This window comes from Streptomyces sp. NBC_00988 (genome assembly GCF_045162645.1).
Taxonomy (GTDB): domain Bacteria; phylum Actinomycetota; class Actinomycetes; order Streptomycetales; family Streptomycetaceae; genus Streptomyces.
In genome coordinates this window covers 11,157,159-11,183,421 of record NZ_CP108730.1, presented here as the reverse complement: position 1 = coordinate 11,183,421, position 26,263 = coordinate 11,157,159, and the positions used below count along the sequence as shown (strand labels likewise).

The following is a 26,263-nucleotide window of genomic DNA, read 5'->3' as shown; positions in this document are numbered from 1 at the left end:
ACCGGGGACGCGGCAGCCCTCATGCCCTCATGCCCTGACTCCCCGCCGCGTCCCCGGTCTCGTTCCGCCCGCCTTCCCGCCGACAGGACCCTTCCCATGCGTTTCGCCACGTACGAGTACCGCAATCGGCGCCAGGTGGCCGTCGTCGAAGAGGACGGCACGCTCCACCCCCTGCCCGGCGTCGGTTCCCTCACCGGCCTGCTCACCGAGGGAGGCGGTCTGCCCGGCCTGCTCGACGCGGGCTCCGCGGCGCTCGACGTCCCGGCCGGCCCCCACGTCTCGGACGTACGACTGCTGCCACCGCTCCAGCCGCCCACCGTGCGGGACTTCGTCACCTTCGAGGAACACGTCGAGGGCGTACGACGGTCCGTGGACGGGGCCGCCGGTGTGCCCGAGCGGTGGTACGCGGCCCCGACGTTCTACTTCACCAACCCCTACGCGGTGTACGGCCCGCACGACGACATCCCCGTGCCCCCGGGGTCGAGCGTGCTCGACTTCGAGCTCGAAGTCGCCGCCGTGATCGGCAAGGAGGGCCGCGACCTCACCCCCGAGCAGGCACGCGACCACATCGTCGGCTACACCGTCCTCAACGACTGGTCCGCCCGCGACCTGCAGTCCGCCGAGATGAAGGTCGGCCTCGGCCCCTGCAAGGGCAAGGACACCGCCACCACGCTCGGACCGTACCTGGTCACCGCCGACGAGCTGGAGAGGTACCGCGACGCGGACGGCTTCCTGCGCCTCGCGCTGACCGCCGAGATCAACGGCGAGGTGGTCGGCAAGGACCTTCTCTCCAACATGAGTTGGACCTTCGAGGAGATGGTCGCCTACGCCTCGCGGGGCACCGTCGTGCGCCCCGGTGACGTCCTCGGCTCCGGAACCTGCGGCAACGGCGGCTGCCTCGCCGAACTGTGGGGCGTACGCGGCAGGCAGGACCCGGCGCCGCTGAAACCCGGCGACACGGTGACCCTGACCGTGGAGGGCATCGGGTCCGTCTCCAACACCGTGGTGAGCGGCGTTGATCCCGTGCCGGTCGCGACCGCGCGGCGTCGCTCCCGGGAGAGGCCATGACCAAGCGCTTCTTCGGCAAGGTCGTCGTGGTGACGGGCACGGCCGACGCCCTGACCCGCGAGGGCACCCGGGTGATCGCCACCGACGCGACCGAGACGCCCGGCTGCAGCCGCCTCGACGTCACCAACGGCAAGGAGTGGGCCCAACTCGCCGCCGAGCCAAGGGAGTCGTACGGCCAGGTGCACGGCCTGGTCGACAACGCGGGCGTCACCTGGTAGGTCCGGATCGACGACATACACCCCGAGGACATGGCCCGGGTGCATGCGGCCAGGGCAGTCGCGGGATCCGCGTCGACACCATCAACCCCAGGTTCATCGACACGGACATGACCGCCTCCACCGCGCCCGCGTTCCGTGCGGCGAACCTCCGCGAGACACCGCTCGGCCGCACCGGGACCGTCGACGGCATCACCCCGCTCGTGGTCTTCCCGCTGCCCGACGACGCGTCCTTCATCACCGGAGCGGAGATTCCGTTCGACGACGGTCCCACCTCGCACGGCGACACCAAGCCGATCTCGAACGCCCTGCACGCGGACTCCTGAACCAGCGACAGCGCACGACGGAAGGGCCCTTCCGCCATGGACGAGATCCGCGCAAGAGTCGGGGAGGCCGTCGGCGGCATCGGCCTCCCCGACGTGCTCATCCAGGCCCCGTACACCCAGGGCGCCACCGGCCTGAAGGTCGTGTCGAACAACTGCGGTGTGGACGGTCACGAGCTGGGAGTCCTGCTTGCCGAGAACCGCATCGCCCGCGTGACGGGCAGCTACGTGGGCGAGAACAAGGAGTTCACCCGCCCGTACCTGTCGGGCGAACTGGAAGTGGAACTGGTGCCGCAGGGCACGCTGGCCGAACGGCTGCGCGCCGGCGGCGCGGGCATCCCCGCCTTCCGCACCCCCGCAGGTGTGGGCACCCAGGTCGCCCGCGGTGGACTGGCATCCCCGCCCAAGGAGACCCGCGACTTCTCCGGCCGTACGTACGTCCTGGAACACGGGATCACCACCGACTTCGCCCTCCTACGCGCCTGACGCGGCGACCGCCACGGCAACCTCGTCCTCCACAAGTCGGTCACCACCTTCGACCCACTCGCCGCGACGGCCCGGCGCGTGACGGTGGCCGAGGTCGAACAGCTCCTGGAACCGGGCGAGTTGAGCCCCGAAGAGGTGCACCTGCCGGGCAGCTCGTACAGCGCGTCGTGGAGTTGTCCGCTGCTCAGGCTGCCGACAAGCAGATCGAGAAGTGGACGGTGCGAACCTGATGGCCTGGACCCGCGAACAGACGGCCGCCCGCGCCGCCACCGGACTCACCGACGGCTCCGCGGCGCGATGGACCTGATCCACGGCGCCCGCCGGGTCATCGTCCTCATGGAACACACCGCCAAGGGCGGCACCCCCAAGATCCTCAAGGAGTGCACTCCCCCACTCACCGGCGAACGGTGCGTCCACCACATCATCACCGACCTCGACGTCACACCGGAGGGCCTCGCCCTCGCGGCATGCGGGCCAGGCGTCACCCCCGAGGACATCGCCGACCGCACCGACGCACCTCTGATCCGGAGGCCATGAGCCCTGGCCGTCCGTCCGGCGTCGATCAGCACTTCGCCCAGGCCGGTCAGGTGGCCGGTACAGCCAACCCCATGACCGGATCCGGGACTCAATTTCATTCCGAACACTTTGTTGGTACGTCCTGACATACCTGTTGACATCCCCGCAGAGACGGCCTCATAGTCTCTCCAACTAGAGCGCGCTACTAAAGCGCTCCAGTCGCTGAACAGGCGGTCTACACCAACGACCGCCGCAGAAGACGAGCCGCCACGCACGGCACATACACACCACTCGCGCACCACGTCGCCACTCGGTGAACATCCATCGGCCGCCGACGCGGGACGCGCTTCCGACCGCCACAGACTCCACCCTGACAAGCACAGCGAGGTGCAAGGGACATGCGCAGAAACCACCGAGCCGCAGTTTTCACCGCCACCGTTCTGGTCGGCACTCTGTTCGCCGCCGGCTGTTCCAGCAGCTCGGGCGGCAAGAAGTCCGAGGAAGGAGGTGCGGACGCCTCGGCGGGCAAGGCCACCACCCCGCGCATGACGGTGGCCATGGTCACCCATGCCGCCCCCGGCGACACCTTCTGGGACCTGGTCCGCAAGGGCGCCCAGGCCGCCGCCGCCAAGGACAACGTCAAGCTCGTCTACTCCAGCGATCCCAGCGCCGGCAACCAGGCCAACCTCGTGCAGAACGCGATCGACCAGAAGGTCGACGGCATCGCGCTCACCGCGGCCAAGCCGGACGCCATGAAGGACGTGGTGGCCAAGGCCAAGTCGGCCGGCATCCCCGTGGTCGGCTTCAACTCCGGTGTAAGCGACTGGAAGAAGCTCGGCATGCTGGAGTACTTCGGCCAGGACGAGAACATCGCCGGCCAGGCCTTCGGCCAACGCCTCAACAAGCTCGGTGCCAAGCACGCCCTCTGTGTCATCCAGGAACAGGGTCAGGTCGCCCTTGAGGCCCGCTGCGCCGGTCTGAAGAAGGGCTTCAGCGGCAAGACCGACATCCTCTACGTCAACGGCACCGACATGCCGTCGGTGAAGTCGACCATCACCGCGAAGCTCAGCCAGGACTCCTCCATCGACCAGGTGGTCACCCTCGGCGCCCCGATCGCGCTGACGGCGATCCAGTCGTTGTCCGACTCCGGCAGCAAGGCCAAGCTCGCCACCTTCGACCTCAGCAAGGACCTGGTGACGGCCGTCCAGGACGGCAAGATCGAGTTCGCCGTGGACCAGCAGCCTTATCTCCAGGGCTACTTGGCGGTCGACTCGCTGTGGCTCTACAAGACCAACGGCAACTTCAGCGGCGGCAGCACCGCGCCCGTCCTCACCGGACCGGCCTTCATCGACAAGACGAACGTCGACAGCGTCGCCAAGTTCGCCGCCAACGGAACCCGGTGATGAGCGTGACCCAGCACGCCGAGCCGGCGGTGACCTCACCGCCGGCCCCCGGCCCCAAGGAGGTCGACGGCCGCACGGCCGAACGCCCGCAGGCGCTACGGCTGTTGGCCCGCCCCGAGGTGGGCGTCTTCCTCGGTGCGGCCGCGGTGTACGTGTTCTTCCTGATCGCCGCCCCGCCGGTGCGCGAGGGCGCCTCGATGGCGAACATCCTCTACGGATCGTCGACCATCGGCATCATGGCGCTGCCGGTCGCGCTGCTGATGATCGGCGGGGAGTTCGACCTCTCCGCCGGTGTCGCGGTGATCACCTCCGCGCTCACCGCGAGCATGCTCAGCTACCAACTGACCATGAACGTATGGGTCGGTGTGATCGCCGCCCTGCTGGTGTCGCTGGCAATCGGGTTCCTCAACGGCTGGCTGGTGGTCAAGACCGGGCTGCCCAGCTTCCTCATCACCCTGGGCAGCTTCCTGATCCTCCAGGGCGTCAACCTCGCGGTGACCAAGCTGGTCACCGGCAACGTCGCCACCGACGACATCAGCACCATGGACGGCTTCAGCCAGGCCAAGAAGGTCTTCGCGTCGAGCTTTGACGTCGGCGGCGTGCAAGTGAAGATCACCATCGTGTGGTGGCTGGTGTTCGCGGCGATCGCCACCTGGGTGCTGCTGCGCACGAAGTACGGCAACTGGATCTTCGCGGTCGGCGGCAACAAGGACTCCGCGCGGGCCGTGGGTGTGCCGGTGGCGTTCACGAAGATCTCGCTGTTCATGCTGGTCGGTTTCGGCGCCTGGTTCATCGGGATGCACCAGCTGTTCTCCTTCAACACCGTGCAGTCCGGTGAAGGCGTCGGCCAGGAGCTGATCTTCATCTCGGCGGCCGTGATCGGCGGTTGTCTGCTGACCGGTGGCGCGGGCAGCGCGATCGGCCCGGTGTTCGGGGCGTTCATGTTCGGCATGGTGCAGCAGGGCATCGTCTACGCCGGCTGGAACCCCGACTGGTTCAAGGCGTTTCTCGGCGTGATGCTGCTCGGCGCCGTCCTCATCAATCTGTGGGTCCAGCGCACCGCGACCCGGAGGTGACCTTCATGGCAAGCAACGAATCCGGCACTCACGGCGCCATCCTCGAAGACAAGGCGCCGAGCGAAGCGGACGCTCCGATCGTCCAACTCCGCAACGCGGGCAAGTCCTACGGCAACATCCGTGCCCTGCACGGCGTGGACCTCGCGGTCCGCCCGGGCCAGGTCACCTGCGTGCTGGGCGACAACGGCGCGGGCAAGTCGACGCTCATCAAAATCATCTCCGGGCTGCACCAGCACACCGAGGGCGAGTTCCTCGTCGACGGGGAGCCGGTCCACTTCACCACCCCGCGCCAGGCGTTGGACCGCGGCATCGCGACCGTCTACCAGGACCTGGCCGTCGTACCGCTGATGCCGGTGTGGCGCAACTTCTTCCTCGGCTCCGAGATGACCAAGGGCCCCTGGCCGTTCCGCCGTCTCGACATCGAGAAGATGAAGAAGACCGCGGACGAGGAACTGCGCAACATGGGCATCGTCCTGGACAACCTGGACCAGCCCATCGGCACCCTCTCCGGCGGCCAGCGCCAGTGCGTCGCCATCGCCCGCGCCGTCTACTTCGGCGCCCGCGTCCTCATCCTGGACGAGCCGACCGCAGCCCTCGGCGTCAAGCAGTCCGGCGTGGTCCTCAAGTACGTGGCCGCAGCTCGCGAACGCGGTCTCGGGGTCATCTTCATCACCCACAACCCGCACCACGCCTACATGGTCGGCGACCACTTCAGCGTCCTGCGCCTGGGCACCATGGAGTTGTCGGCGGAGCGCAGCGAGATCACGCTGGAAGAGCTGACCAACCACATGGCGGGCGGCACCGAACTCGCCGCACTCAAGCACGAGTTGTCCCAGGTACGCGGCGTCGACGTCGAAGAACTCCCCGACGCGAGAGACCTGACAGCGCTGTAGCGGCATGTCCCCAGCAGGCAAGGCCAAAAGCCCCAACTGCTGGGGGACTTGCCCGGTCGCCGATGCTTCAGGCCGACGTCTCCGGTGCCTTGCCACTCGTACCGCGCACCACGAGCTTCGGATCCAGTACGGCCTCTCGGACTTCCAGCTCCGGATTCTCCAGCCGTTCGACGGCGAACCGCACCGCATGTTCCGCCATCAGAGCCGCGTCCTGACGGACGGTGGTCAGGCCGATCGGCATGAGATGGGAGAGGTGACTGTCGTCGTAACCGACAACCGACACATCACGCGGGACGTCGACGCCTGCGCGCGTCAGGGCCATCAACAGGCCCCACGCACACCGGTCGTTGCCCGCGAGGACCGCCGTCGGCAGGTCCTGCCCCCGATCGCGCTCCGCCAGGAACAGGCGGCCCGACTCGATGCCCGACTCCTCCGTGTGCTCCCCGGGAATGACCCGAACCTCGGCCTCCAGTCCGTGCCGGCGCATCGCGGCCCGGTAGGCGCGCCGCCGATCGACCGACCCGGGGCCCCGGCCGCCGTCGATGTGCACGATTCGACGGTGCCCCAGTTCGACGAGATGCTCCATGGCCTGGTGCATCCCCTTGCCCTCGGCGCTGTGGACGAAGTCCACGCGGGCGCGCGGCACTCGGCGGCTGACCGACACTGTCACCGCTCTGTGTCCAAGCTCGTCGAGATAAGTGGCCTCCGACTCGGGGCCGAGCAGGATCAGTGCCTCGCAACGGTGACTGAGCAGCGCCTCGGCCGCCTTCGCCTCGCTGCGGCCGTGGGTGGCCGCGGAGAGCAGGACGTCGTAGCCGAGGCGTTCGGCCTCGGGGTAGATCCCCGCGATGAGGTCCGCGTGGAAGGTCTGGTGCACGGTGAACATCACGCCGAGCGTGCGGCTGCGGCCGCGGGCCAGCAGCCTGGCCGCGCTGTCGGGGTGGTAGCCGATCTCGTCGGCCACCCGCAGCACCCGCTGCCGCGTCTCGTCGCTCGCGCCCGGCTGGCCGCGGAAGATGATCGAGACGAGCGCCCGCGACACGCCTGCTTTCGCAGCGACGTCCGCCATCGTGGGCCGCTGCTTTCCTGACGCATCCACCTGTGAATCCACCTTCCGCCGCGGCCAACCCTACGGGCCTCTCGAAATCTCCTGGCAACAAGGTATTGACATGACATTTGGACAGGAGTCATCGTACACAGACTAGAGCGCGCTAGTAGAGCGCGGCAGTGAATCTCCTGAACGCCTCCGTCTCCGCCACGAAAGGGAAACCAGCGTGATGCCGTTCGAAGTGCTGACCATGGGCCGCGTAGGGGTGGACATATATCCGCTCCAGACCGGTGTGGGGCTGGCCGAGGTCACCACGTTCGGCAAGTACCTCGGCGGCAGCCCCACCAACGTCGCCGTCGCCGCGGCCCGGTACGGGCACTCCGCGGCCGTGGTCACCAAGACGGGCCGGGACCCGTTCGGCGACTTCGTCCGCACGGCCTTGGAGGGGTATGGCGTCGACAGCCGGTTCGTCGGTACGTCGGACATCGCGCCGACGCCGGTGACGTTCTGCGAGATCTTCCCGCCGGACGACTTCCCGCTCTACTTCTACCGCCTGCCCAAGGCCCCCGACCTGGACCTGCGCCCGGAGGAGCTGGACCTGGACGTGGTGCGCGAGGCCTCGATCCTGTGGGTCACCGGCACCGGGCTGAGCGAGGAGCCCAGCCGCTCGGCCACCCTCGCCGCGCTGGCACACCGGGCGAAGTCCGGGACGACGGTGTTCGACCTGGACTGGCGGCCCATGTTTTGGACCGACGCCGGTCAGGCGCGGGCGTACTACGCCGAGGCCCTGCGTCACACCACGGTGGCCGTCGGCAATCTCGACGAGTGCGAGGTGGCGACGGGTGAGCGCGAGCCGTACGCCGCGGCGAAGGCACTGCTCGCCGCCGGGGTGGAGCTGGCGGTGGTGAAGCGGGGCCCCAAGGGTGTCCTGGCCGTCGACCGTGACGGTTCGGCCGTCGAGATTCCGCCGGTGCCGGTGGACGTGGTCAACGGGCTCGGTGCCGGTGACGCTTTCGGCGGCGCGCTCTGCCACGGTCTGCTCTCCGGCTGGGACACCCGCCGCACGGTCTCCTTCGCCAACGCGGCCGGCGCCCTGGTCGCGGGCCGGCTCTCCTGCTCCGACGCGATGCCCACCGAGGCCGAGGTGGACGCCAAGCTCCGCGAGGCCACCACCGCTTCCACCGAACGAAAGGCGTGACGACGTGCCGTCCGACATTGTGAGCCGGATCGTGGGGGCCCGGGTCAACGACCCCGGCGCCATCGCGACGGCGGCAGCACGCCGTGTGAAAGCGACCTCGCTCCTCGGCGCCCACGGCAAGGCGATGATCGTCGCCGCGGACCACCCCGCCCGCGGCGCCAACGGCGTCGGCGCCGACCCCACCGCGATGGCCGACCGCTTCGAACTCCTCGACCGCCTGTGCGGCGCGCTCGAACGGCCCGGTGTCACCGGGGTGTTGGCCACCGCGGACATCCTGGAGGACCTGCTGCTGCTCGGCGTCCTGGACGGCAAGAGTGTCTTCGGTTCCATGAACCGCGCGGGCCTTGCCGGTTCGGTCTTCGAGATCGACGACCGCTTCACCGGCTACGACGCCGAGACCATCGCCGCGATGGGCTTCGACGGCGGCAAAATGCTCACCCGTATCGCCCTCGACGACCCGGCAACACCCTCCGTCCTGGAGAACACCGCCCGCGCCGTCAACGAGCTGAACGACCGTCAACTCATCGCCATGATCGAGCCGTTCATGTCCGAGTGGCACGACGGCAGGATCCGCAACGACCTCTCCACGGACGCCGTCGTCAAGTCGGTCACCGTCGCCTCGGGCCTCGGCCGCCGCACCGCCTACACCTGGCTGAAGGTCCCGGTCGTGGCGGACATGGAGCGGGTACTCGCCTCCTCGACACTGCCCGCACTACTGCTGGGCGGCGAGGTCAGGGACGCCGAAGCGGCCTTCGCCTCCTGGGGCAAAGCCCTCAAACTCCCCACCGCACAGGGCCTGATGGTCGGCCGTTCCCTGCTCTACCCCTCGGACGGCGACGTCGCCGGCGCCGTGGACCGGGCGGTGAGCCTGCTGTGAGCGACACCGGCAAGTACCACCTGCCCAAAGGGACTTCGGCCGACGACCCCTACGACCTCCTGGTCACGCCCGAATCGGCGGGCTGGGGACACTCCGGCCTCAGAATCCTGACCCTGGGCCCGGGCCAGGCACACACCCTGTCCACCGGGGACTCCGAGTTCCTGGTCCTCCCGCTGACGGGCTCCTGCACCGTCACCACGGGCGGCACGGCCCTCGAACTCACCGGCCGGACAGGCGTGTTCGCCTCCGCCACCGACTTCGCCTACCTCCCCCGCGAGTCGGTGGCCCTGATCAGCAGCGCGGACGGCGGGACGTTCGCGCTGCCCTCCGCCCGTACCGAGCGGAGCTCACTCTCCGCTCGGTACGGGCCCCAAAAGAACGTGCCGGTCGAACTGCGCGGCGCCGGCGCGTGTTCGCGGCAGGTCAACAACTACTGCCTGCCGGGCACGTTCGAGGCCGAGCAGCTGCTGGTGTGCGAGGTGCTCACCCCTGGCGGCAACTGGTCCTCCTACCCGCCCCACAAGCACGACGAGGCCCGGCCGGGCCAGGAGTCGGAGCTGGAGGAGATCTACTACTTCCAGGTCGCGGGCGAGGACGGCTTCGCCTACCAGCGGGTCTACGGCACTGAGGACCGGCCGATCGACGTGCTCGCCGAAGTCCGCTCCGGCGACACCGTGCTGATCCCGCACGGCTGGCACGGGCCGTCGATCGCGGCGCCCGGATACGACCTCTACTACCTCAACGTCATGGCGGGCCCTGGACAGGACCGCGCCTGGCTGATCTGCGACGACCCCGCCCACGGGTGGGTGCGGGGGACCTGGGAGTCCCAGGACGTCGACGACCGGCTTCCCTTCGAAGGGCTCACGCAGTAATGAACACCGTCCGACTCACCACCGCGCAGGCCCTGGTCCGCTTCCTCGCGAACCAGTACAGCGAGCGCGACGGCCAGGAACAACGCCTGATCCCCGGCGTCTGGGGCATCTTCGGACACGGCAACGTGGCCGGCATCGGCCAGGCACTGCTCCAGGCCGCCGTCACGCAAGAGGCCGATCTGCCCTACTACTTGGCCCGCAACGAGCAGGGCATGGTCCACGCCTCGGTGGCCTACGCCAAGATGCGCGACCGGCTGGCCACCTTCGCCTGCACCGCCTCCACGGGCCCCGGCTCCACCAACATGATCACCGGTGCGGCCCTCGCCACGACCAACCGCATACCGGTCCTGCTGCTGCCCAGCGACATGTTCGCCACCCGCGCCGCCGACCCCGTCCTCCAGCAACTGGAGGACACCCGGGGCGGGGACGTCACGGTCAACGACGCCTTCCGCGCGGTCTCGAAGTACTTCGACCGGATCTCCCGCCCCGAACAGCTCATCCCCGCCGCGCTGGCCGCGATGCGGCTGCTGACGGACCCGGTGGAAACCGGTGCCGTGACGTTGGCCCTGCCGCAGGACGTGCAGGCGGAGGCGTACGACTGGCCGGTCGCCTTCTTCCGGCGCCGGGTCTGGCACATCGGCCGCCCGGTGCCGGAACCCGCCGCCGTCGAGCGGGCCGTACGGCTGCTGCGCAAGGCACGCAAGCCGCTGATCGTCGCGGGCGGCGGGACCGTCTACTCCGGCGCCGAGACGGCGCTTCGGGCCTTCGCCCAGGCCACCGGCATTCCGGTCGCCGACACCCACGCCGGCAAGGGCGCCGTCCCCTGGGACCACCCCTGCGCGGTCGGCGGCATCGGCTCGACCGGCTCCTACGCGGCCGACGAACTGGCGAAGGAGGCCGACGTCGTCCTCGGCATCGGCACCCGCTACAGCGACTTCACCACCGCCAGCCACACCGTCTTCGCCAACCCGGACGTCGCCTTCGTCAACCTCAACGTCGCCCGCCTGGACGCCGTCAAGCACTCCGCGGAGCCGCTGGTGGCCGATGCCAGGCTCGGCATCGAAGCCCTCGCGGCAGCCCTGAAGGGCTGGGAGGTCACCCCGGAGTACCGCGAGCGGACCCGTCAACTCATCGCCCATACAAGGGAGATCGAGGACCGCTGCTTCACCGTGGGCCACGGCCCGCTCCCCGCGCAGACGGAGATCCTCGGCGCGCTGAACGACGTTCTCGGCGACCGTGACGTCGTCATCAACGCCGCCGGCTCCATGCCCGGCGATCTCCAACAGCTGTGGCGGGCAAGGGATCCGAAGGCGTACCACGTCGAGTACGCGTACTCCTGCATGGGCTACGAGATCGCCGCCGGCCTCGGTGCCAAGATGGCCGACCCCTCGCGCGAGGTCGTCGTCCTGGTCGGCGACGGCTCGTATCTGATGATGGCCCAGGAGATCGTGACCATGGTCTCCGAGGGCCTGAAGGTCATCGTGGTACTGGTCCAGAACCACGGCTTCGCCTCGATCGGCGCCCTGTCCGAGTCGCTCGGTTCACAGCGGTTCGGCACCAACTACCGCTTCCGGAACGGTGGTTCGGGCCTGCTCGACGGCGACGTCCTCCCCGTCGACCTCGCCGCCAACGCCTCGTCCCTGGGCGCGGACGTCCTGCACGCCACCTCCGTCGACGAGTTCCGCACCGCGATGGAGAAGGCGAAGGCCGCGACCCGCACCACCGTCGTCCACGTCGAGACCGACCTCTACGGGCCCAACCCGCCGGGCCACGGCTGGTGGGACGTGCCCGTCAGCCAGACCTCCGCGCTGGAGTCCACGCGCACCGCGTACGAGACGTACGCCGCCCACAAGCAAGCCCAGCGGCACTACCTGTAAGGACACCCTCACGTGAAGACCATCCCGCACTGGATCAACGGCAGCACCACCCAGGGCTCCGCCCCCAGCACTCAGCCCGTGTTCGACCCGGCCACCGGCGCCGAGCAGGCCCAGGTGGTCCTGGGTGGCCCGGCCGACGTGGACACCGCCGTCCAGGCCGCCTCCGCCGCCTTCGAGACCTGGTCGGAGTCCTCGCTCACCCAGCGCACCCAAGTGATGTTCGCCTTCCGCCAGTTGCTCGTCGAGCACGAGGAGGAACTGGGCCGGATCATCTCCGCCGAACACGGCAAGACCGTCGACGACGCACGCGGCGAGATCACCCGCGGCCGCGAGGTCGTCGAATTCGCCTGCGGCCTCGGCGACGTACTCAAGGGATCCTTCTCCGACCAGGTCTCCCGCGGCATCGACGTGCACAACTTCCGTCAGCCGCTCGGCGTCGTCGCCGGCATCACGCCCTTCAACTTCCCTGCCATGGTGCCTCTTTGGATGCACCCGATCGCCATCGCGACCGGCAACACCTTCATCCTCAAGCCCAGCGAGCGGGACCCGTCGGCCGCGAACTTCGTCGCCGAGCTGTACCAGCGCGCCGGGCTCCCCGACGGGGTCTTCAACGTCGTGCACGGCGGCAAGGACGCCGTCGACGCGATCCTCACCCACCCCGGCATCCAGGCCGTCTCCTTCGTGGGATCGACCCCCATCGCCAAGTACGTGCACGAGCAGGCCACTTCGCACGGCAAGCGCGTACAGGCCCTCGGCGGAGCCAAGAACCACGCCGTCGTCCTCCCCGACGCGGACCTGGAGTTCACCGCCAACCACATCACCGCCGGCGCCTACGGCTCGGCCGGCGAACGCTGCATGGCCGTCTCCGTCGCCGTAGCCGTGGGTGCCGCGGCGGACGGCCTGGTGGAGGTGCTGGAGCGCAAGGCGCGCGAGGTGAAGGTCGGCCCCGGTGACGCCCCGGGCACGGAGATGGGACCGCTCATCACCAAGGCCGCCCAGGAACGCGTCGAGAACGCCGTCGCCACCGCCGCCACGCAGGGCGCCACCGTCGTCGTCGACGGGCGCGGACTGAAGATCGAGGGCCACGAGGACGGCTTCTTCACCGGCCCCTCCCTCCTCGACCACGTCACCGTCGAGATGGACGCCTACAAGGACGAGCTCTTCGGCCCCGTCCTCGCGATCGTCCGCGTCGACACCCTCGACGAGGCCATCGCCGTCATCAACGCCAACCCCTACGGCAACGGCACCGCCCTCTTCACCGCCTCCGGCGAGGCAGCGCGCCGCTTCCAGCGCAAGGTCACCGTCGGGATGATCGGCGTCAACGTGCCGGTCCCCGTGCCGATGTCGTACTACTCCTTCGGCGGCTGGAAGGACTCCCTCATCGGCGACTCCCCCATCCACGGCCCCGAGGGCATCCGCTTCTACACCCGGCCCAAGGTCGTCACGACCCGCTGGCCGCAGCCCGCCCAGCAGGTCGCCGCCGGCTTCAACTTCCCCACCTCCAGCTGATCCACAGAGTTCCCCCTCCCCCCTTCGCAAAGGACCGACCATGGCAACGGCGCCAACTCCCCTCCGTACCGTCGCGGGCAACCTCTGCCTGGGCTCCGCTCCCGACTCCTGGGGCATCTGGTTCCCCGAGGACGAGCACCAGGTGCCGTACACCCGCTTCCTCGACGAGCTGGCCGCGGCCGGCTACCAGTGGCTGGAGCTCGGACCGTACGGCTATCTCCCCACCGACCCGCAGCGCCTGAAGGAGGAGTTGGACGCCCGTGGGCTCCAGGTCTCCGGCGGTACCGCGTTCGGCGGGCTGCACCGTCCGGAGGCGTGGGACGAGATGCTCGCCCATGTCCGGCAGGTCGCCGCACTGACGGCGGCCGCCGGCGCGCACCACCTCGTCCTCATCCCGCCGATGTACCGGGACGAGAAGACCGGCGCGTTCACCGAGTCGCCCGAGCTGACCGCCGACCAGTGGGCGGGCTTCGGCCGGTCCGCCGACCGGCTGGGCAAGCTGCTGCTCGACGAGTACGACGTACGGCTCGTCATCCATCCGCACGCCGACAGCCACATCCAGACCCAGCCGGAGATCGAGCGGCTGCTCAACGAGTCGGACTCCCGCTACACCAACCTGTGCCTGGACACCGGGCACGTGGCCTACGGCGGCGGCGACAACCTCGACCTGATCCGCCGCTTCGGCGAGCGCGTGGGCTACGTCCACATCAAGCAGATGGATCCCGAGGTGCTGGCCCAAGTCGCGGTCGAGGACCTGTCGTTCGGGGAGGCGGTCAAGCGCGGGGTGTGCGTGTCACCTCCCGCGGGCGTACCGAATCCGGCCGACGTGGTGGCCGAACTCGCGCGGCTGGACGCCGAGTTGTTCGTCATCGTCGAGCAGGACCTGTACCCGTGCGCTCCCGAGGTGCCCTTGCCCATCGCGGTCAGCACCCGTGAGCACCTGGCCGGTTGCGGGCTGACGGGTACCCGCCGCCCGCACCTCGACCGATAGGAGGCGGTGGCTATGGACGTCAGGGACGACACGACCACAGCCCCGGCCACCGCGTTCGCGGACGACGCCCCTCTGGCGGTGTCACGACGGCTGCGGCTCATCACCGTCATCGCCACCTTCGGCGGGCTGCTCTTCGGTTACGACACCGGCGTCATCAACGGCGCCCTGCCCTATATGACCGACGACCTGGGCCTGACCCCCTTCACCGAGGGCATGGTCACCAGCTCGCTGCTGCTCGGCGCGGCGGTGGGCGCGGTCACCGGTGGACGGTTCTCGGACGCGCGCGGACGGCGCCGTACGATCCTCGTCCTCGCCGTGGTGTTCTTCGTCGGCGCACTCGGCTGCACGCTCGCACCGAACACCGCCGTCATGGTGGTGGCCCGCTTCGTGCTGGGCCTCGCGGTCGGCGGCGCCTCGGTGACCGTGCCGGTCTATCTGGCCGAGATCTCGCCCGCCGAGCGGCGCGGGGCACTGGTCACCCGCAATGAACTCATGATTGTCAGCGGGCAGTTGCTGGCCTTCACCTCCAACGCCGTCATCGCGCGGGTGGGCGGTGAATCCGGCGGAGTGTGGCGTTACATGCTCGTGCTCGCCACGATCCCGGCCGTCGTGCTCTGGTTCGGCATGCTGGTCATGCCGGAGAGCCCGCGCTGGCTGGCCTCCAAGACCCGCTTCGCCGAAGCCCTGGAAGTGCTCAAGCAGGTCCGGTCCCAGCAGCGGGCCGAGGCCGAACTCGCCGAGGTCTCCGCGCTCGCCGTCAAGGAGGACCAGGCGAAGCTCGGCGGCTGGCAGGACATGAAGTCCACGCCGTGGCTGCGCAAGCTCATGTTCGTCGGCTTCGGCATCGCGATCGTGCAGCAGATCACCGGCGTCAACACGATCATGTACTACGGCACCCAGATCCTCACCGACGCCGGTTTCACCGCCGACAGCGCCCTGACCGCCAACATCGCCAACGGCGTCATCTCGGTGCTCGCCACCTTCGTCGGCATCTGGCTGCTGGGGCGGGTCAACCGTCGCCCGATGCTGATGACCGGTCAGATCGGTACGACAGCAGCCCTGTTGCTGATCGGTGTCTTCTCGCTGCTGCTGCCTTCCGGTGACGGCCGGGCGTTCGCGGTGCTCGCGATGACGGTCACCTTCCTCGCCTTCCAGCAGGGGGCGATCTCGCCGGTGACCTGGCTGATGCTCTCGGAGATCTTCCCGATGCGGATGCGCGGCTTCGGGATGGGTGTCGCGGCCGTGGTGCTGTGGCTGACCAACTTCGCGATCGGGCTGGTCTTCCCGTCCCTGGTCTCCGCCATCGGGGTCTCCAGCACCTTCTTCCTCTTCGTGGTGGCGGGCGTCTTCTCGTTCACCTTCGTCAAGCTCTACGTCCCCGAGACCAAGGGCCGCACCCTCGAAACCCTCGAAGCCGAACTCCGGGCGCGCTTCTCCTGACCTCGTCTGCATAAGGAATGACCATGACCGTACGTGTAGGAGTCATCGGCGCCGGCTGGATCGGCAAGGAACACATCCAGCGCCTCACCCACACCGTGACAGGCGCCCGCGTCACCGCGGTCACCGACATCGACGCCGCCCGTGCCGAGGAGGCGGCGGCGCCGGTCGGTGCCCGGGTGCTGCCCGACGGCGCCGCCGTGATCGCGGCGGACGACGTGGACGCCGTGCTCGTGACGTCCTGGGGTCCGACCCACGCCGAGCACGTGCTGGCCGCGATAGCCGCCGGTAAGCCGGTGTTCTGCGAGAAGCCGCTGGCCACCAACGCCGAGGACTGCCTGCGGATCATCGAGGCCGAGACGGCACACGGCCGCCGCCTGGTCCAGGTCGGCTTCATGCGCCGCTACGACGTCGGTTACCGGCAGTTGAAGCAGGTCATCGACTCCGGCCGTATCGGCCAGCCGCTGATCGTGCACTGCGCCCACCGCAATCCGACCGTCCCGGAGTCGTATACGTCCGACATGGCTGCCCTGGACACGGCGGTGCACGAGGTGGACGTACTGCGCTGGCTGCTCGACGACGAGATCGTCTCCACCCAGGTGGTCACCCCGCGCGCCACGAGCAAACGGTTCGCGCACCTCAAGGACCCGCAGATCATGCTCTTCGAGACGGCCAAGGGCGTCCGCATCGACCTGGAGGTCTTCGTCAACTGCCAGTACGGCTACGACATCCAGTGCGAGGCGGTGGGCGAGGAAGGGCTCGTCCGGCTGCCCGACCCGGCCGCCGTCGGCGTGCGCACCGCGGGACAGCACAGCACGGAGGTGCTCACCGACTGGGTGGGCCGCTTCGCGGACGCCTTCAACACGGAGTTCCGCGAGTGGATCGCGGGGATCGCCGTCGGCAACGAGCCCACCGGCCCCTCCGCCTGGGACGGTTACGCGGCCACCGTCATCACCAGCGCTACCGTCGAGGCCCTGGAGTCGGGCCACGTCGTCGCCACCGACCTCAAGCCCCGTCCCGCCTTCTACGGAGGTGCCGTGTGAAGATCGCCCTCGACCCGTACATGTTCCGCGCCCTGCCCATCGACGACATGGTGCGCACGGTCGCCGAACTCGGCTACGGCTACATCGAGTTGTCGCCCCGCGACGACTTCATGCCGTTCTTCCTGCACCCGCGTGCGGACGACGACCGCGTGGCGGAGCTGAAGAACTCGCTGCGTACGCACGGGGTGAAGCTGTCCTCCGTACTCCCGCTGTACAAGTGGTCCTCGCCCGACGAGACCGAGCGACAGACCGCCGTACGGTACTGGAAGCGGATGATCGAGATCACCGCCGAGCTCGAATGTCCGCTGATGAACTCGGAGTTCAACGGCCGACCCGAGCGCGCAGCCGAGAGCGAGGCCGCCTTCTGGCGCTCGCTGGAGGAACTGCTCCCGGTCTTCGAGCGCGAGGGCATCGCCCTCAACCTGGAGGCCCACCCGGACGACTTCTGCGAGGAGAACACCCCCGCCGTGGACCTCGTCCGCGCCATCAACAAGCCCTGGGTGAACTACCTCTACTGCGCCCCGCACTCCTTCCACCTCTCGGGCTCCGACCCGACGGCGGACATCGCCGCGATGATGCGCTACGCCGGCGACAAGCTCCAGCACGTGCACATCGCGGACTCCTTCAACCACAAGGGGTCCAGCGGTCTGCGCTACATCCTCAACCCGCCGGGCACCACCGCCCGCATCCACCAGCACCTCGACATCGACCAGGGCGAGGTCGACTGGAACGCCTTCTTCGGCACCCTCCGGGAGCTCAACTTCGACGGCGTGGCCACGGCCTGCGTCTTCGCCTGGGAGGAACGCGCCCGCGAGTCCTCGGCGTTCATGCTCGACCGCATCACCAAGGAACTCACCGTGTAACCGACCGTCGGACCACTGATCCACCAAGGGCTACCCCCGCATCGGCGGGGGTGGCCCTTCGCCGTTTCCCGCAGGTCGCGCTGGAGGCGGTCCCCGCCGTCCCGAGAGGTCGGAAACGCGCCCGAAACCTCCACCAGGACCCGTGGACTTCATCTTCCGTACGGACCGCCGTCGGCGAATCGCGGCGGGCCATTGACACGTCCAAGGCCGTGAATCATTCTGGTCATACGATCTGGTCATTTGATCAGAAGCCGTCGGCGCAAGCTGCCGGCGCCGTCGCGACAGCGCGGCCGTGCCCGGCCGGCCGGGGCCCGCACCCCCCTGTCACACCCGTCGAACACACCCATCTCGGCTCGAAAAGGGATGATCAGCAATGAGTGCTACCACCACGAACGTCACACTGCGGTCGGTGCCGAACAGCACCCCGATCGAGGAAATCCTCGCGATCGTGGCCGACGACGGCGGCGTGATCATCAAGCAGTTCCTCACCCCCGACCAGGTCAGCCGGTTCAACGCCGAGGTCGAGCCCGCGATGCAGGCGCTGAGCCCCGGCACGAAGAACGACATGGAAGGCATCGCCGACTTCCACGGGACGAACACCAAGCGGCTGACCAACCTCGTCACCCTGAGCAGGACGTTCCGCGAGGAGATCGTCGATCACGAGCTGGTCAAGCCCCTCGCCGACGCCATCTTCAACGAGGAGTCCGGCTCGTACTGGATGACGACGGCCCAGGTCATCGAGATCGGGCCCGGGAACAAGGCGCAGCCGCTCCACCGGGACCTGGAGAACAACTACCCGTTCGTCGGGATGGGTCCGGCCGGCCCGATGGTCATGATCAACTTCCTGATCGCGCTGACCGACTTCACCGAGGAGAACGGCGCCACCCGCGTCATCCCCGGCAGCAACCACTGGCCCGACTACGAGGACCGCGGCACCCCTGAGATGACCATCCCGGCCGAGATGCAGGCCGGTGACGTCCTGTTCATCAACGGCAAGGTCGCCCACGGCGGCGGAGCCAACCGCACCACCGACTGTTACCGCCGTGGTGTCGCGTTCGCTCTCCAGCCCGGGTTCCTCACGCCCGAAGAGGCCTACCCCTTCATCGTCGACCGCGAGCTCGCCCGGTCGCTGCCCGAGCACGTGCAGCGTCTCCTCGGCTTCCGCTCCCAGTACCCGACGGGCTCCCCGGGCCTGTGGCAGGTCGACTACACCGAGCTCGCCGAGTACCTCAAGTTCTGACTCCTCTCGTCGGCAACAGGCGCCAAGAGAGCGACACGATTGGAGAGTCGGCCATGCCCGACCCCGCAGTTTCGGTGGTACTTGAGGACGATCCGACCCCGCTCGTGCTGACGGTCGGCCGCACGCTGCGGGACGGCGCCCGCGACCCGGAGTCCCGTCGTCTGCTGGCGTCCCTCCGGGAGACGGTCGTCGTCAGGTCGAAGGACGACCCGCAGTCGGTCACGATCCGGTTCGGAGAGAACCGGGTGCGGGTCGGTCATGGCAGCGCGTCCGATGCGGACCTCGTCCTCACCGTGGACCTGGCCGACCGTTTCGCCGTCGGGTCGGTCGCCGGTGCCGAGCCCGACGCACCGCTCGTGACCGACGTCCTGCGCGTCCTGCGACCGCCCCTGCCCCACTGGCGGAACGCGGCCACGCGTTTCTGGGAGCTGACCTCCCAGGACCCCGGAATGCCACGGGAGTTGGTCGTCGTATGCGAGGAGGAGGAGTTGGTCCTCGGCGGCGGTCTGCCGCGTTACGTCCTGTGCGGTGAGGCCGAGAAGCTCGCCCGGGTGCTGTCGGGGACCGACGTGTTCCTCGACGAGGTCTACACGGGCTCGCTCGCCGTCCGCGGCACCATGACCCAGCTGTCCGTCATGGCGGGCGCTGCGCTGAAGGTGAGGTTCCATGCCTGAGAACATCGACAGCTGGCTCGCGGAACACCGCATCGAGAGCGTCCGGATCGAGGGGACGAACCTCGAAGGCGCGTTCATCGGCAAGAACGTCTCGCCGCGGAAGTTCGCGTCCGGGCTCAGGTCCGGATTCGCCTTCGCCGACGTGGCGTTCGGGCTCGATCTGGGCAACGCGCCGCAGTTCGGGTTCGCCATGCCCTCCTGGCGGGGCGACCTGGCCGACATCTTCCTGCACGCCGACCTGTCGACACTCGTCGAATGGTCACCGGGAAGGGCCTCGGTCATCGGCGGATTCTGGGCCCCGGACGGCGATCCGGTCTCGGCGTGTCCGCGCAACGCCCTGCAGCGGATGACGAAGCTGCTCGCCGATCGGGGCTACGACGCGAAGGTCGCGGTGGAGATCGAGGCCACCGTCTTCGAGGAGTCGATCCAGGAGGCCCGGAGCAAGGGCTACCGCGACCTCACCCCGCTGGGAGGGAACGCCGGTTCGGCCTACCACCTCGCCAAGTCCAAGGACTGGGAGGACTACATGCTGGCGGTCGCCCGCCGGCTGGAGGAACTGCACATCCCGTGGGAGGCCTGGGGCGACGAAGCCGCTTCGGGGCAGATCGAGTTCAACGTCGCACCGGCCGACCCGGTGACGGCCGCGGACTACTGGGCACGGACCCGTCAGGTCATGCGGGAGGTCGCCTTCGAGCAGGGCCGCTGTGTGACGTTCATGGCCAAGTGGTGCGACGAGTACGGACAGGCCTCGCACATCAATGTCTCGCTGGAGCGGGACGGCGAGAACGCCTTCTACGACGAGTTCGGCCCCTCGCAGGTGATGACCCACTTCCTGGGCGGTGTCATGGCCACCCTGGCACCGGCGACCTCGTTCGCGCTGCCCGCGATTACGTCGTACCGCCGCCTCCAGGAACTGGAGGGACCGCCGACGACGGTCGCCTGGGGCGTCGCCAACAAGAGCACGGCCGTACGTGCCGTCGTAGGGCATCCGAAGTACTCGCGCCTGGAGTACCGGACGCCCGGCGCCGACGCCAACATCTACCTGGTGCTGGCCGCGGTGCTGGCCGGCGGAGTCGCCGGGCTCGACGGCAAGATCGAGCCGCCCGAGCCGTTCGACGACATGGCCTGGTGCCTTCCGCCGGGGATGCCGAAGATCCCGAACACCATCAGCAAGGCCGCCGAGGCACTGCGGGCCGACACGCTCCTGACCGGTGTGCTGGGCCAGGAACTCGTGGACTACTGGCTCGGCACCAGGCGGTGGGAATGGCTGCAGTTCCACACCACCGGCGGGGACCCCGACACAGGTCTCACCGAGTGGGAGTCCAACCGCTACTTCGAGCTGCCGTGATGGGGGCGACGATCGAGGCGGCGGTCCTCAACACCGCACCCGGAGCACTGGAGATCGAGCGGCTCCAGCTGGACGACCCCGGACCCGACGAGGTGCTCGTCCGGGTGGTCAACGCGGGTCTGTGCCACTCGGACCTGCACGAGATCGACGGGACCTTCGAGACCGAACCGCCGATCCTCCTGGGCCACGAGGCCTCCGGGGTCGTCGAGGCCATCGGCTCCAACGTCATCGGGCTGCGTACCGGCGACCACGTCGTGACCTGCCTGTCCGTGTTCTGCGGGCGGTGCCGGTACTGCACCAACGGCCAGTTGACCCTGTGCGAGAACCGCAACGGGCTGTCGCACGACCGGCCCCGGCCACGCCTGCTCAACGCGGCGGGCCACCCGGTCCGTCCGACGGCGGGGATCGGGGCCTTCGCCCAGGCCATGGTCGTCCACCAGAACGCTCTCGTGGCCATCCCCCGGGACATGCCCCTGGCCACCGCGAGCATTCTGGGCTGCGCGGTGACCACCGGACTCGGCGCGGTCTTCCGCAGTGCGCGGGTCCAGCCGGGAACCAGCGTCGTGGTCATCGGCACCGGTGGCATCGGCATGGCCGCCATCCAGGGCGCGAAGATCGCCGGCGCCGCCCAGGTCATCGCCGTGGACATCGTCCCGGAGAAACTGAAGGCGGCGGAGCGGTTCGGCGCGACCCACACCGTGAACGGACGGGACGTGGATCCGGTCGAGGCGGTGCGCGAACTCACGCGCGGCGGCGCCGACTTCAGCTTCGAAGCCGTGGGAAACAGTGTCACGGCGGGGCAGGCGTTCTCGATGCTCGGACCCGGCGGCCTCGCCACGGTCGTGGGCATGGTGCCGGACACCGTGCCCATCGCCATCAAGGGCTCGGAGCTCTATCTCCAGGAGAAGCGGCTCCAGGGCTCCTTCATGGGATCGAACCAGTTCAAGGTGGACGTGCCCCGGTACGTCGACCTCTATCTGCAGGGACGGCTGCTGCTCGACGAGATGGTCTCCGAGCGCGTCACCCTGCGCGACATCAACAGCGGCTTCGCGACGCTGAGTTCGGGCAGCGCGACCCGGGTGGTCGCCGACATCGGGGAGAGCTGATGCGACCACTGGTGGGCATCACCGGGCGCCGGCTGAGCGCGAGCCTGGTCCACGGCATGGACAAGAGGTTCGCCGGGCGTCACTACGACTCGTTCTTCTCCGACTACGCGCGCGGTGTCGCCGAAGCCGGTGGCATCCCCGTCCACCTGCCGTTCGAGGCGGGCAGCGCGGAAGCGGTGGAGCGTCTCGACGGCCTGATCATCACAGGTGGCCAGGACGTCCACCCCGGTCGCTGGGGCGGGGACGAGAGCGCGGTGCCTGCCGACGCCGACCCTCGCTGCGCCACCATGGCCCACGACGTCGAGCGCGACGCGTACGAGGCGGCGCTGATCGGCGCCGCGATCGACCGCGGCGTTCCGGTGCTCGGGGTCTGCCGGGGGCACCAACTCCTCAACGTGGCGCTCGGCGGCCGCCTCGTGCCCGACCTCCCGCCGAGCGCCGTCGAGCACTACTCGCCGAACGCGGCCCTGACCGACGGCGAGCCCGACCACGTGGTGACGTTCACGCCCGGCTCGCTGGCCGCGTCGGTGTACGGCGGGAGCGCGCGGGTCAACTCCTGGCACCACCAGGCGGTGGACGCCCTCGGCAGCGGGCTGGTCGTCTCGGGACGGGCGTCCGACGGTGTCGTGGAGTCGATCGAACTGCCGGGCCTGCCCGTCCTGGGCATCCAGTGGCATCCCGAATGGCAGGAGACCACCGACCCCGCCTTCGGCTGGCTGACGGCAGCCGCATCCGGCACACACCCCAACGCCGGTCCCGTCACGGCCCGTTGAGCTCGTCGAGAGGAAAGCGATACCCATGAGCAGCACACACAAGCCCGCACCCACGACGAAGGACGAATGGCTCGCCCTGCTCGGCTCCCTGCGCGTTCCCGAGGGAATGTGGGTGGACGGCGCATGGGCAGGTGCCCGCAGTGGGGCGACCGCTCCTCTCACCGCGCCGCGTGACGGCCAGGTCGTCGCACACCTTCCGGCCGCCGACGAGGCCGACATAGACGCTGTCGTCCAGAGCGCGCGCAAGGCCTTCCTCCGCGGCGACTGGTCACGCCTCCAACCCCGGGAACGGGGCGAGGTGTTGATCCGCTGGGCGGACCTGCTGGAGGAGAACCGCGACGAACTCGCCCTCCTCATAGCACTGGAGATGGGCAAGCCGGTCACCGACGCCTGGGCCGTCGAGATGCGCACGGTCATCGGCCTCATCCGCTGGTACGGGGAACTCGCCGACAAGGTCATGGACGAGTCGCCGCGCGGCCGGGAGAACTCGCTGGCGCTGGTGACCCGCGAACCCCTCGGGGTGATCGCGGCCATCACCCCGTGGAACTTCCCCATGACCCTGTCGACGTTCAAGGTGCCCGCGGCCCTGGTCGCCGGGAACAGCGTCGTGCTGAAGCCGGCCAGCCAGTCGCCCCTGTCGATGCTCCGCGCGGCGGAACTCGCCCACCAGGCCGGCGTTCCGGCCGGAGTGCTCCAGGTCGTCACCGGCAGCGGCCCGGTCACCGGCGCCGCCCTCGGCCGGCACCCGGACATCGCCACGCTGACCTTCACCGGCTCCACCGACGTGGGCAAGCAACTCCTCACCTACGCGGGCGAGTCCAACGCCAAGCCGGTCTGGCTGGAGCTCGGCGGCAAGTCGCCGAACATCATCTTCCCGGACGCCCCCGACATGGACGAGGCGATCAGGACGGCCGCCTGGGCGATCGCATTCAACTCCGGTCAGATGTGTACGGCCGGGTCCCGGCTCATCGTCCACGAGTCGGTACGGGACGAGGTCGTCGCGGGTGTGGTCGAGCACCTCAAGGCTCTCCGCATCGGCGACCCGCTGGACCCGGCCACGCAGTTCGGCCCGCTGGCGAGCAGGCGCCACCGTGACGACGTACTGGCCGAGATCACCAAGGGGGCGGAGACCTCCGCCAAGCTCGTCCTCGGTACCGACGAGCCGCTCGACCGGCCCGGCTGGTACGTCGAACCGGCGGTGTTCGTCGACGTCCGGCCCGATGACCGGCTCGCCCAGCACGAGATCTTTGGACCGGTCCTGTCCGTTCTCACCTTCTCCGACGAGGCCGAGGCCGTCTCGATCGCCAACAACTCGGACTACGGCCTGGGTTCGTCGGTGTGGACCGGGGATCTGAGCCGCGCCCACCGGATGTCGCGGGCCATCGAGGCCGGTCTCGTCTGGGTCAACTGCTTCGAGGAGGGCGACTATTCGGTCCCGTTCGGCGGGCGCAAGCTGTCCGGCCACGGCGCGGACAAGAGCGTGCACGGGCTGGAGAAGTTCACCGCCCTGAAGACGACCTGGATCGCGCTGTGACCGCGACACGGGTGAGCGTGCTCGGCATGGGCCTCATGGGATCGGCGGTGGCGAAGGCATTCCTCGACGCCGGACACGACGTGGCCGTGTGGAACCGCACCCCGGCCAAGTGCGTGGCACTCGCGGACCAGGGCGCCCGGACGGTATGGACGCCGAGTGAGGCCGTTGCCTGGGGAGAAGTGACGGTCGCCGTGCTGTCCGACTACCGGGCGGTCGAGGAGGTCGTGACGTCGGTGGCCCCGGGATGCGCGGCTGCCGGAACGGTGTTCCTCAACCTCACCACCGGGGATGCCGCCGCGGCGGCGGACATGGAGAAGGCCTTCGCGTCCACGGGCATGACCTACCTGGACGGGGCGGTTCTGGCGTACCCCAAGGACGTCGGCACCACGGCGGACATCCTGGTCTCCGGCCCCGAGGCAGCCTGGCACAGGTACCGCGACGTCCTCGCCGCGATGGGTGCGGGAACGGTCCACACCTCGGAGGCCATCCACGAGGCGAATGTCATCGACACCGCCGCCACGGGCAGTTTCTTCTGCACCGCCCTCGGTGCCTTCTACGAGGCGAGCGCCTACGCCTCCCACCACGGTGTTCCGGCGGACCGGCTCGCCGTCCACGCGCTGCGGTGGCTCGATCTGCTGCGCACGGAAATCCTCGGCGGCGCTCAGCAGATCCAGTCCGGCTCCTACAAGACCGATCAGGCCGCGGTCGACACCTACGAGGCGGCGATGGCGATGATCACCGACACCATCCGTGCCATCGGCCAGCCCGCCCACATCGGCGCCGGATTCCTGGCGAACCTCCGGGCGGCGCAGGCCGCCGGGCTCGGTGACAGGTCGCTGGCCGTCACCCATGAGGTCCTCGGGAGGGCCGGATGACCTTCGTGACCCGTGAGATCCAGCTGGCCTCCCGGCCGGACGGCTGGCCCACCCACGACAACTTCCGCCTGGTCGAGACCGAACTGCCGGATCCCGGCCCCGGGCAGCTCCTCGTCCGCAACACCGTCATGTCGGTCGACCCGTACATGCGGGGCCGGATGAACGCAGGCAAGTCCTACGTCCCGCCCTTCGCGGTCGACGCGCCCCTTGAGGGCGGGGCCGTCGGTGAGGTGATCAAGTCCTCCGACGACGCGTTCACGGTGGGCGACATGGTCGTCCACGACTACGGCTGGCGCGAGCACGCCGTGGTCGATGCCGTACGGGCCACGTCGATCGACATCAGCCGCGCGCCCGCGTCGGCCTTCCTCGGGGTGCTGGGCATGACCGGCCTCACCGCGTACACGGGCCTGGTGCGTGTCGCCGAACTGGAGCCGGGCGACATCGTCTTCGTCTCCGGGGCCGCGGGCGCGGTGGGCAGCGCGGTCGGCCAGATCGCCCAGAACCTGGGCGCCGCGAGGGTCATCGGCTCGGCGGGATCCCCGGCGAAGGTCCGCTACCTCCTGGACGAACTCGGCTTCGACGCCGCCTTCGACTACCACGACGGACCGGTCGCCGAACAACTCGCCCGGCACGCCCCGCACGGCATCGACGTCTACTTCGACAACGTCGGCGGCAAGCACCTCGAAGGCGCGCTCACCCACATGCGGGACTTCGGCCGGCTCGCCCTGTGCGGCTCCATCGCGTCGTACAACGACGACAGCGCGATCCACGGGCCACGCAATCTGGGACTCGCCATCGTGCGACGGCTGAAGCTCCAGGGATTCATCGTGTACGACAACGACGACCTGGCCGGGGAATTCCAGGCACGGGCCGCCGAATGGCTGGCGAACGGCCGACTGACCTACCAGGAGACCTACGTGGACGGTCTCGAAAATGCCGTGGACGCACTTCTCGATGTCTTCCGGGGTGCCAACCTCGGAAAGATGCTCGTGCGTCTCGCGCGCTGAATCCCCTTGAT

General features: G+C 69.1%; 22 protein-coding genes and 3 pseudogenes. 24 read left to right on the top strand and 1 reads right to left on the bottom strand.

The features are described 5' to 3' along the window. The first annotated feature begins 96 nt into the window (after positions 1 to 96). From OG496_RS50385 to OG496_RS50355, 7 genes and pseudogenes are all read left to right on the top strand, one after another. Positions 97 to 1,068, top strand: a complete 972-nt coding sequence (locus OG496_RS50385) for a fumarylacetoacetate hydrolase family protein (RefSeq protein WP_405975732.1) — start codon at positions 97 to 99, stop codon at positions 1,066 to 1,068. Continuing rightward, positions 1,065 to 1,609 (top strand): annotated as a pseudogene (locus OG496_RS50380) (SDR family NAD(P)-dependent oxidoreductase). Before OG496_RS50385 ends, OG496_RS50380 begins: the two are co-directional and overlap by 4 nt. A 36-nt stretch (positions 1,610 to 1,645) precedes the next feature. After that, positions 1,646 to 2,322 (top strand): annotated as a pseudogene (locus tag OG496_RS50375) (CoA transferase subunit A). Positions 2,323 to 2,383: 61 nt separating this feature from the next. Beyond that, a pseudogene (locus OG496_RS50370) lies at positions 2,384 to 2,629 on the top strand (CoA-transferase); the annotation flags it as partial. A gap of 377 nt (positions 2,630 to 3,006) precedes the next feature. Next, the gene (locus OG496_RS50365; RefSeq protein ID WP_405975731.1) at positions 3,007 to 4,011 is read left to right on the top strand and encodes a sugar ABC transporter substrate-binding protein; all 1,005 of its coding nucleotides are present in this window, start codon (positions 3,007 to 3,009) and stop codon (positions 4,009 to 4,011) included. Further along, positions 4,011 to 5,087 (top strand): ABC transporter permease, encoded by a 1,077-nt coding sequence (locus OG496_RS50360; RefSeq protein WP_366498852.1) that lies wholly within the window; start codon positions 4,011 to 4,013, stop codon positions 5,085 to 5,087. The genes OG496_RS50365 and OG496_RS50360 overlap by 1 nt, the downstream gene beginning before the upstream one ends. Positions 5,088 to 5,092: 5 nt before the next feature. Next, complete coding sequence (locus OG496_RS50355; protein WP_405975730.1) at positions 5,093 to 5,980, top strand: ATP-binding cassette domain-containing protein; 888 nt, start codon at positions 5,093 to 5,095, stop codon at positions 5,978 to 5,980. Positions 5,981 to 6,047: 67 nt separating this feature from the next. Here OG496_RS50355 and OG496_RS50350 read toward each other — a convergent pair whose 3' ends face one another. After that, positions 6,048 to 7,049 carry a LacI family DNA-binding transcriptional regulator gene (locus OG496_RS50350; RefSeq protein WP_366498854.1) on the bottom strand — a complete coding sequence of 334 codons (1,002 nt, stop codon included), beginning with the start codon at positions 7,047 to 7,049 and terminating at the stop codon, positions 6,048 to 6,050. Between the two features lie 208 nt (positions 7,050 to 7,257). On the opposite strand from OG496_RS50350, the gene iolC reads away from it, so the two are divergent. From iolC to OG496_RS50265, 17 genes are all read left to right on the top strand, one after another. Next, on the top strand, positions 7,258 to 8,226 hold the full coding sequence (gene iolC / locus OG496_RS50345; RefSeq protein WP_405975729.1) for a 5-dehydro-2-deoxygluconokinase: 969 nt from the start codon (positions 7,258 to 7,260) through the stop codon (positions 8,224 to 8,226). Positions 8,227 to 8,230: 4 nt separating this feature from the next. Continuing rightward, positions 8,231 to 9,103 (top strand): aldolase, encoded by an 873-nt coding sequence (locus OG496_RS50340; protein ID WP_405975728.1) that lies wholly within the window; start codon positions 8,231 to 8,233, stop codon positions 9,101 to 9,103. Beyond that, positions 9,100 to 9,975: a 5-deoxy-glucuronate isomerase gene (gene iolB, locus OG496_RS50335; RefSeq protein ID WP_405975727.1), complete on the top strand. Its 876-nt coding sequence runs from the start codon at positions 9,100 to 9,102 to the stop codon at positions 9,973 to 9,975. The genes OG496_RS50340 and iolB overlap by 4 nt, the downstream gene beginning before the upstream one ends. After that, positions 9,975 to 11,852, top strand: a complete 1,878-nt coding sequence (gene iolD, locus OG496_RS50330; RefSeq protein ID WP_405975726.1) for a 3D-(3,5/4)-trihydroxycyclohexane-1,2-dione acylhydrolase (decyclizing) — start codon at positions 9,975 to 9,977, stop codon at positions 11,850 to 11,852. Before iolB ends, iolD begins: the two co-directional genes overlap by 1 nt. A 12-nt stretch (positions 11,853 to 11,864) precedes the next feature. Next, positions 11,865 to 13,361 (top strand): CoA-acylating methylmalonate-semialdehyde dehydrogenase, encoded by a 1,497-nt coding sequence (locus tag OG496_RS50325; RefSeq protein WP_405975725.1) that lies wholly within the window; start codon positions 11,865 to 11,867, stop codon positions 13,359 to 13,361. A 40-nt stretch (positions 13,362 to 13,401) separates the two neighbouring features. Next, positions 13,402 to 14,352: a TIM barrel protein gene (locus tag OG496_RS50320; RefSeq protein WP_405975724.1), complete on the top strand. Its 951-nt coding sequence runs from the start codon at positions 13,402 to 13,404 to the stop codon at positions 14,350 to 14,352. Positions 14,353 to 14,364: 12 nt separating this feature from the next. After that, positions 14,365 to 15,792 (top strand): sugar porter family MFS transporter, encoded by a 1,428-nt coding sequence (locus tag OG496_RS50315; RefSeq protein WP_405975723.1) that lies wholly within the window; start codon positions 14,365 to 14,367, stop codon positions 15,790 to 15,792. Between the two features lie 23 nt (positions 15,793 to 15,815). Next, entirely contained in the window at positions 15,816 to 16,832 is a 1,017-nt protein-coding gene (locus OG496_RS50310; RefSeq protein WP_405975722.1) for a Gfo/Idh/MocA family oxidoreductase, read from the top strand. Further along, positions 16,829 to 17,695 carry a sugar phosphate isomerase/epimerase family protein gene (locus OG496_RS50305; protein WP_405975721.1) on the top strand — a complete coding sequence of 289 codons (867 nt, stop codon included), beginning with the start codon at positions 16,829 to 16,831 and terminating at the stop codon, positions 17,693 to 17,695. Before OG496_RS50310 ends, OG496_RS50305 begins: the two co-directional genes overlap by 4 nt. 373 nt (positions 17,696 to 18,068) lie before the next feature. Further along, the gene (locus OG496_RS50300; RefSeq protein ID WP_405975720.1) at positions 18,069 to 18,935 is read left to right on the top strand and encodes a phytanoyl-CoA dioxygenase family protein; all 867 of its coding nucleotides are present in this window, start codon (positions 18,069 to 18,071) and stop codon (positions 18,933 to 18,935) included. A gap of 53 nt (positions 18,936 to 18,988) precedes the next feature. Next, positions 18,989 to 19,609 (top strand): SCP2 sterol-binding domain-containing protein, encoded by a 621-nt coding sequence (locus OG496_RS50295; RefSeq protein ID WP_405975719.1) that lies wholly within the window; start codon positions 18,989 to 18,991, stop codon positions 19,607 to 19,609. Then, positions 19,602 to 20,957, top strand: a complete 1,356-nt coding sequence (locus OG496_RS50290) for a glutamine synthetase family protein (protein WP_405975718.1) — start codon at positions 19,602 to 19,604, stop codon at positions 20,955 to 20,957. The genes OG496_RS50295 and OG496_RS50290 overlap by 8 nt, the downstream gene beginning before the upstream one ends. Beyond that, complete coding sequence (locus tag OG496_RS50285; protein WP_405975717.1) at positions 20,957 to 22,063, top strand: Zn-dependent alcohol dehydrogenase; 1,107 nt, start codon at positions 20,957 to 20,959, stop codon at positions 22,061 to 22,063. The genes OG496_RS50290 and OG496_RS50285 overlap by 1 nt, the downstream gene beginning before the upstream one ends. Then, entirely contained in the window at positions 22,063 to 22,836 is a 774-nt protein-coding gene (locus tag OG496_RS50280; RefSeq protein WP_405975716.1) for a gamma-glutamyl-gamma-aminobutyrate hydrolase family protein, read from the top strand. Before OG496_RS50285 ends, OG496_RS50280 begins: the two co-directional genes overlap by 1 nt. A gap of 25 nt (positions 22,837 to 22,861) precedes the next feature. Beyond that, positions 22,862 to 24,370, top strand: coding sequence for an aldehyde dehydrogenase family protein (locus OG496_RS50275; protein WP_405975715.1), 1,509 nt, complete (start codon positions 22,862 to 22,864; stop codon positions 24,368 to 24,370). After that, positions 24,355 to 25,245, top strand: coding sequence for an NAD(P)-dependent oxidoreductase (locus OG496_RS50270; RefSeq protein WP_405976862.1), 891 nt, complete (start codon positions 24,355 to 24,357; stop codon positions 25,243 to 25,245). The genes OG496_RS50275 and OG496_RS50270 overlap by 16 nt, the downstream gene beginning before the upstream one ends. Further along, positions 25,242 to 26,252 carry an NADP-dependent oxidoreductase gene (locus tag OG496_RS50265; protein ID WP_405975714.1) on the top strand — a complete coding sequence of 337 codons (1,011 nt, stop codon included), beginning with the start codon at positions 25,242 to 25,244 and terminating at the stop codon, positions 26,250 to 26,252. Before OG496_RS50270 ends, OG496_RS50265 begins: the two co-directional genes overlap by 4 nt. Positions 26,253 to 26,263: the final 11 nt, after the last annotated feature.

Excerpts from the sequence above, each read along its gene's own strand:
- OG496_RS50385 (WP_405975732.1), top strand. The coding sequence starts at position 97 with ATGCGTTTCGCCACGTACGAGTACCGCAATCGGCGCCAGGTGGCCGTC.
- OG496_RS50365 (WP_405975731.1), top strand. The coding sequence starts at position 3,007 with ATGCGCAGAAACCACCGAGCCGCAGTTTTCACCGCCACCGTTCTGGTC.
- OG496_RS50360 (WP_366498852.1), top strand. The coding sequence starts at position 4,011 with ATGAGCGTGACCCAGCACGCCGAGCCGGCGGTGACCTCACCGCCGGCC.
- OG496_RS50355 (WP_405975730.1), top strand. The coding sequence starts at position 5,093 with ATGGCAAGCAACGAATCCGGCACTCACGGCGCCATCCTCGAAGACAAG.
- OG496_RS50350 (WP_366498854.1), bottom strand. The coding sequence starts at position 7,049 with ATGGCGGACGTCGCTGCGAAAGCAGGCGTGTCGCGGGCGCTCGTCTCG.
- iolC (WP_405975729.1), top strand. The coding sequence starts at position 7,258 with ATGCCGTTCGAAGTGCTGACCATGGGCCGCGTAGGGGTGGACATATAT.
- iolD (WP_405975726.1), top strand. The coding sequence starts at position 9,975 with ATGAACACCGTCCGACTCACCACCGCGCAGGCCCTGGTCCGCTTCCTC.
- OG496_RS50320 (WP_405975724.1), top strand. The coding sequence starts at position 13,402 with ATGGCAACGGCGCCAACTCCCCTCCGTACCGTCGCGGGCAACCTCTGC.
- OG496_RS50315 (WP_405975723.1), top strand. The coding sequence starts at position 14,365 with ATGGACGTCAGGGACGACACGACCACAGCCCCGGCCACCGCGTTCGCG.
- OG496_RS50310 (WP_405975722.1), top strand. The coding sequence starts at position 15,816 with ATGACCGTACGTGTAGGAGTCATCGGCGCCGGCTGGATCGGCAAGGAA.
- OG496_RS50300 (WP_405975720.1), top strand. The coding sequence starts at position 18,069 with ATGAGTGCTACCACCACGAACGTCACACTGCGGTCGGTGCCGAACAGC.
- OG496_RS50295 (WP_405975719.1), top strand. The coding sequence starts at position 18,989 with ATGCCCGACCCCGCAGTTTCGGTGGTACTTGAGGACGATCCGACCCCG.
- OG496_RS50290 (WP_405975718.1), top strand. The coding sequence starts at position 19,602 with ATGCCTGAGAACATCGACAGCTGGCTCGCGGAACACCGCATCGAGAGC.
- OG496_RS50285 (WP_405975717.1), top strand. The coding sequence starts at position 20,957 with ATGGGGGCGACGATCGAGGCGGCGGTCCTCAACACCGCACCCGGAGCA.
- OG496_RS50280 (WP_405975716.1), top strand. The coding sequence starts at position 22,063 with ATGCGACCACTGGTGGGCATCACCGGGCGCCGGCTGAGCGCGAGCCTG.
- OG496_RS50275 (WP_405975715.1), top strand. The coding sequence starts at position 22,862 with ATGAGCAGCACACACAAGCCCGCACCCACGACGAAGGACGAATGGCTC.
- OG496_RS50265 (WP_405975714.1), top strand. The coding sequence starts at position 25,242 with ATGACCTTCGTGACCCGTGAGATCCAGCTGGCCTCCCGGCCGGACGGC.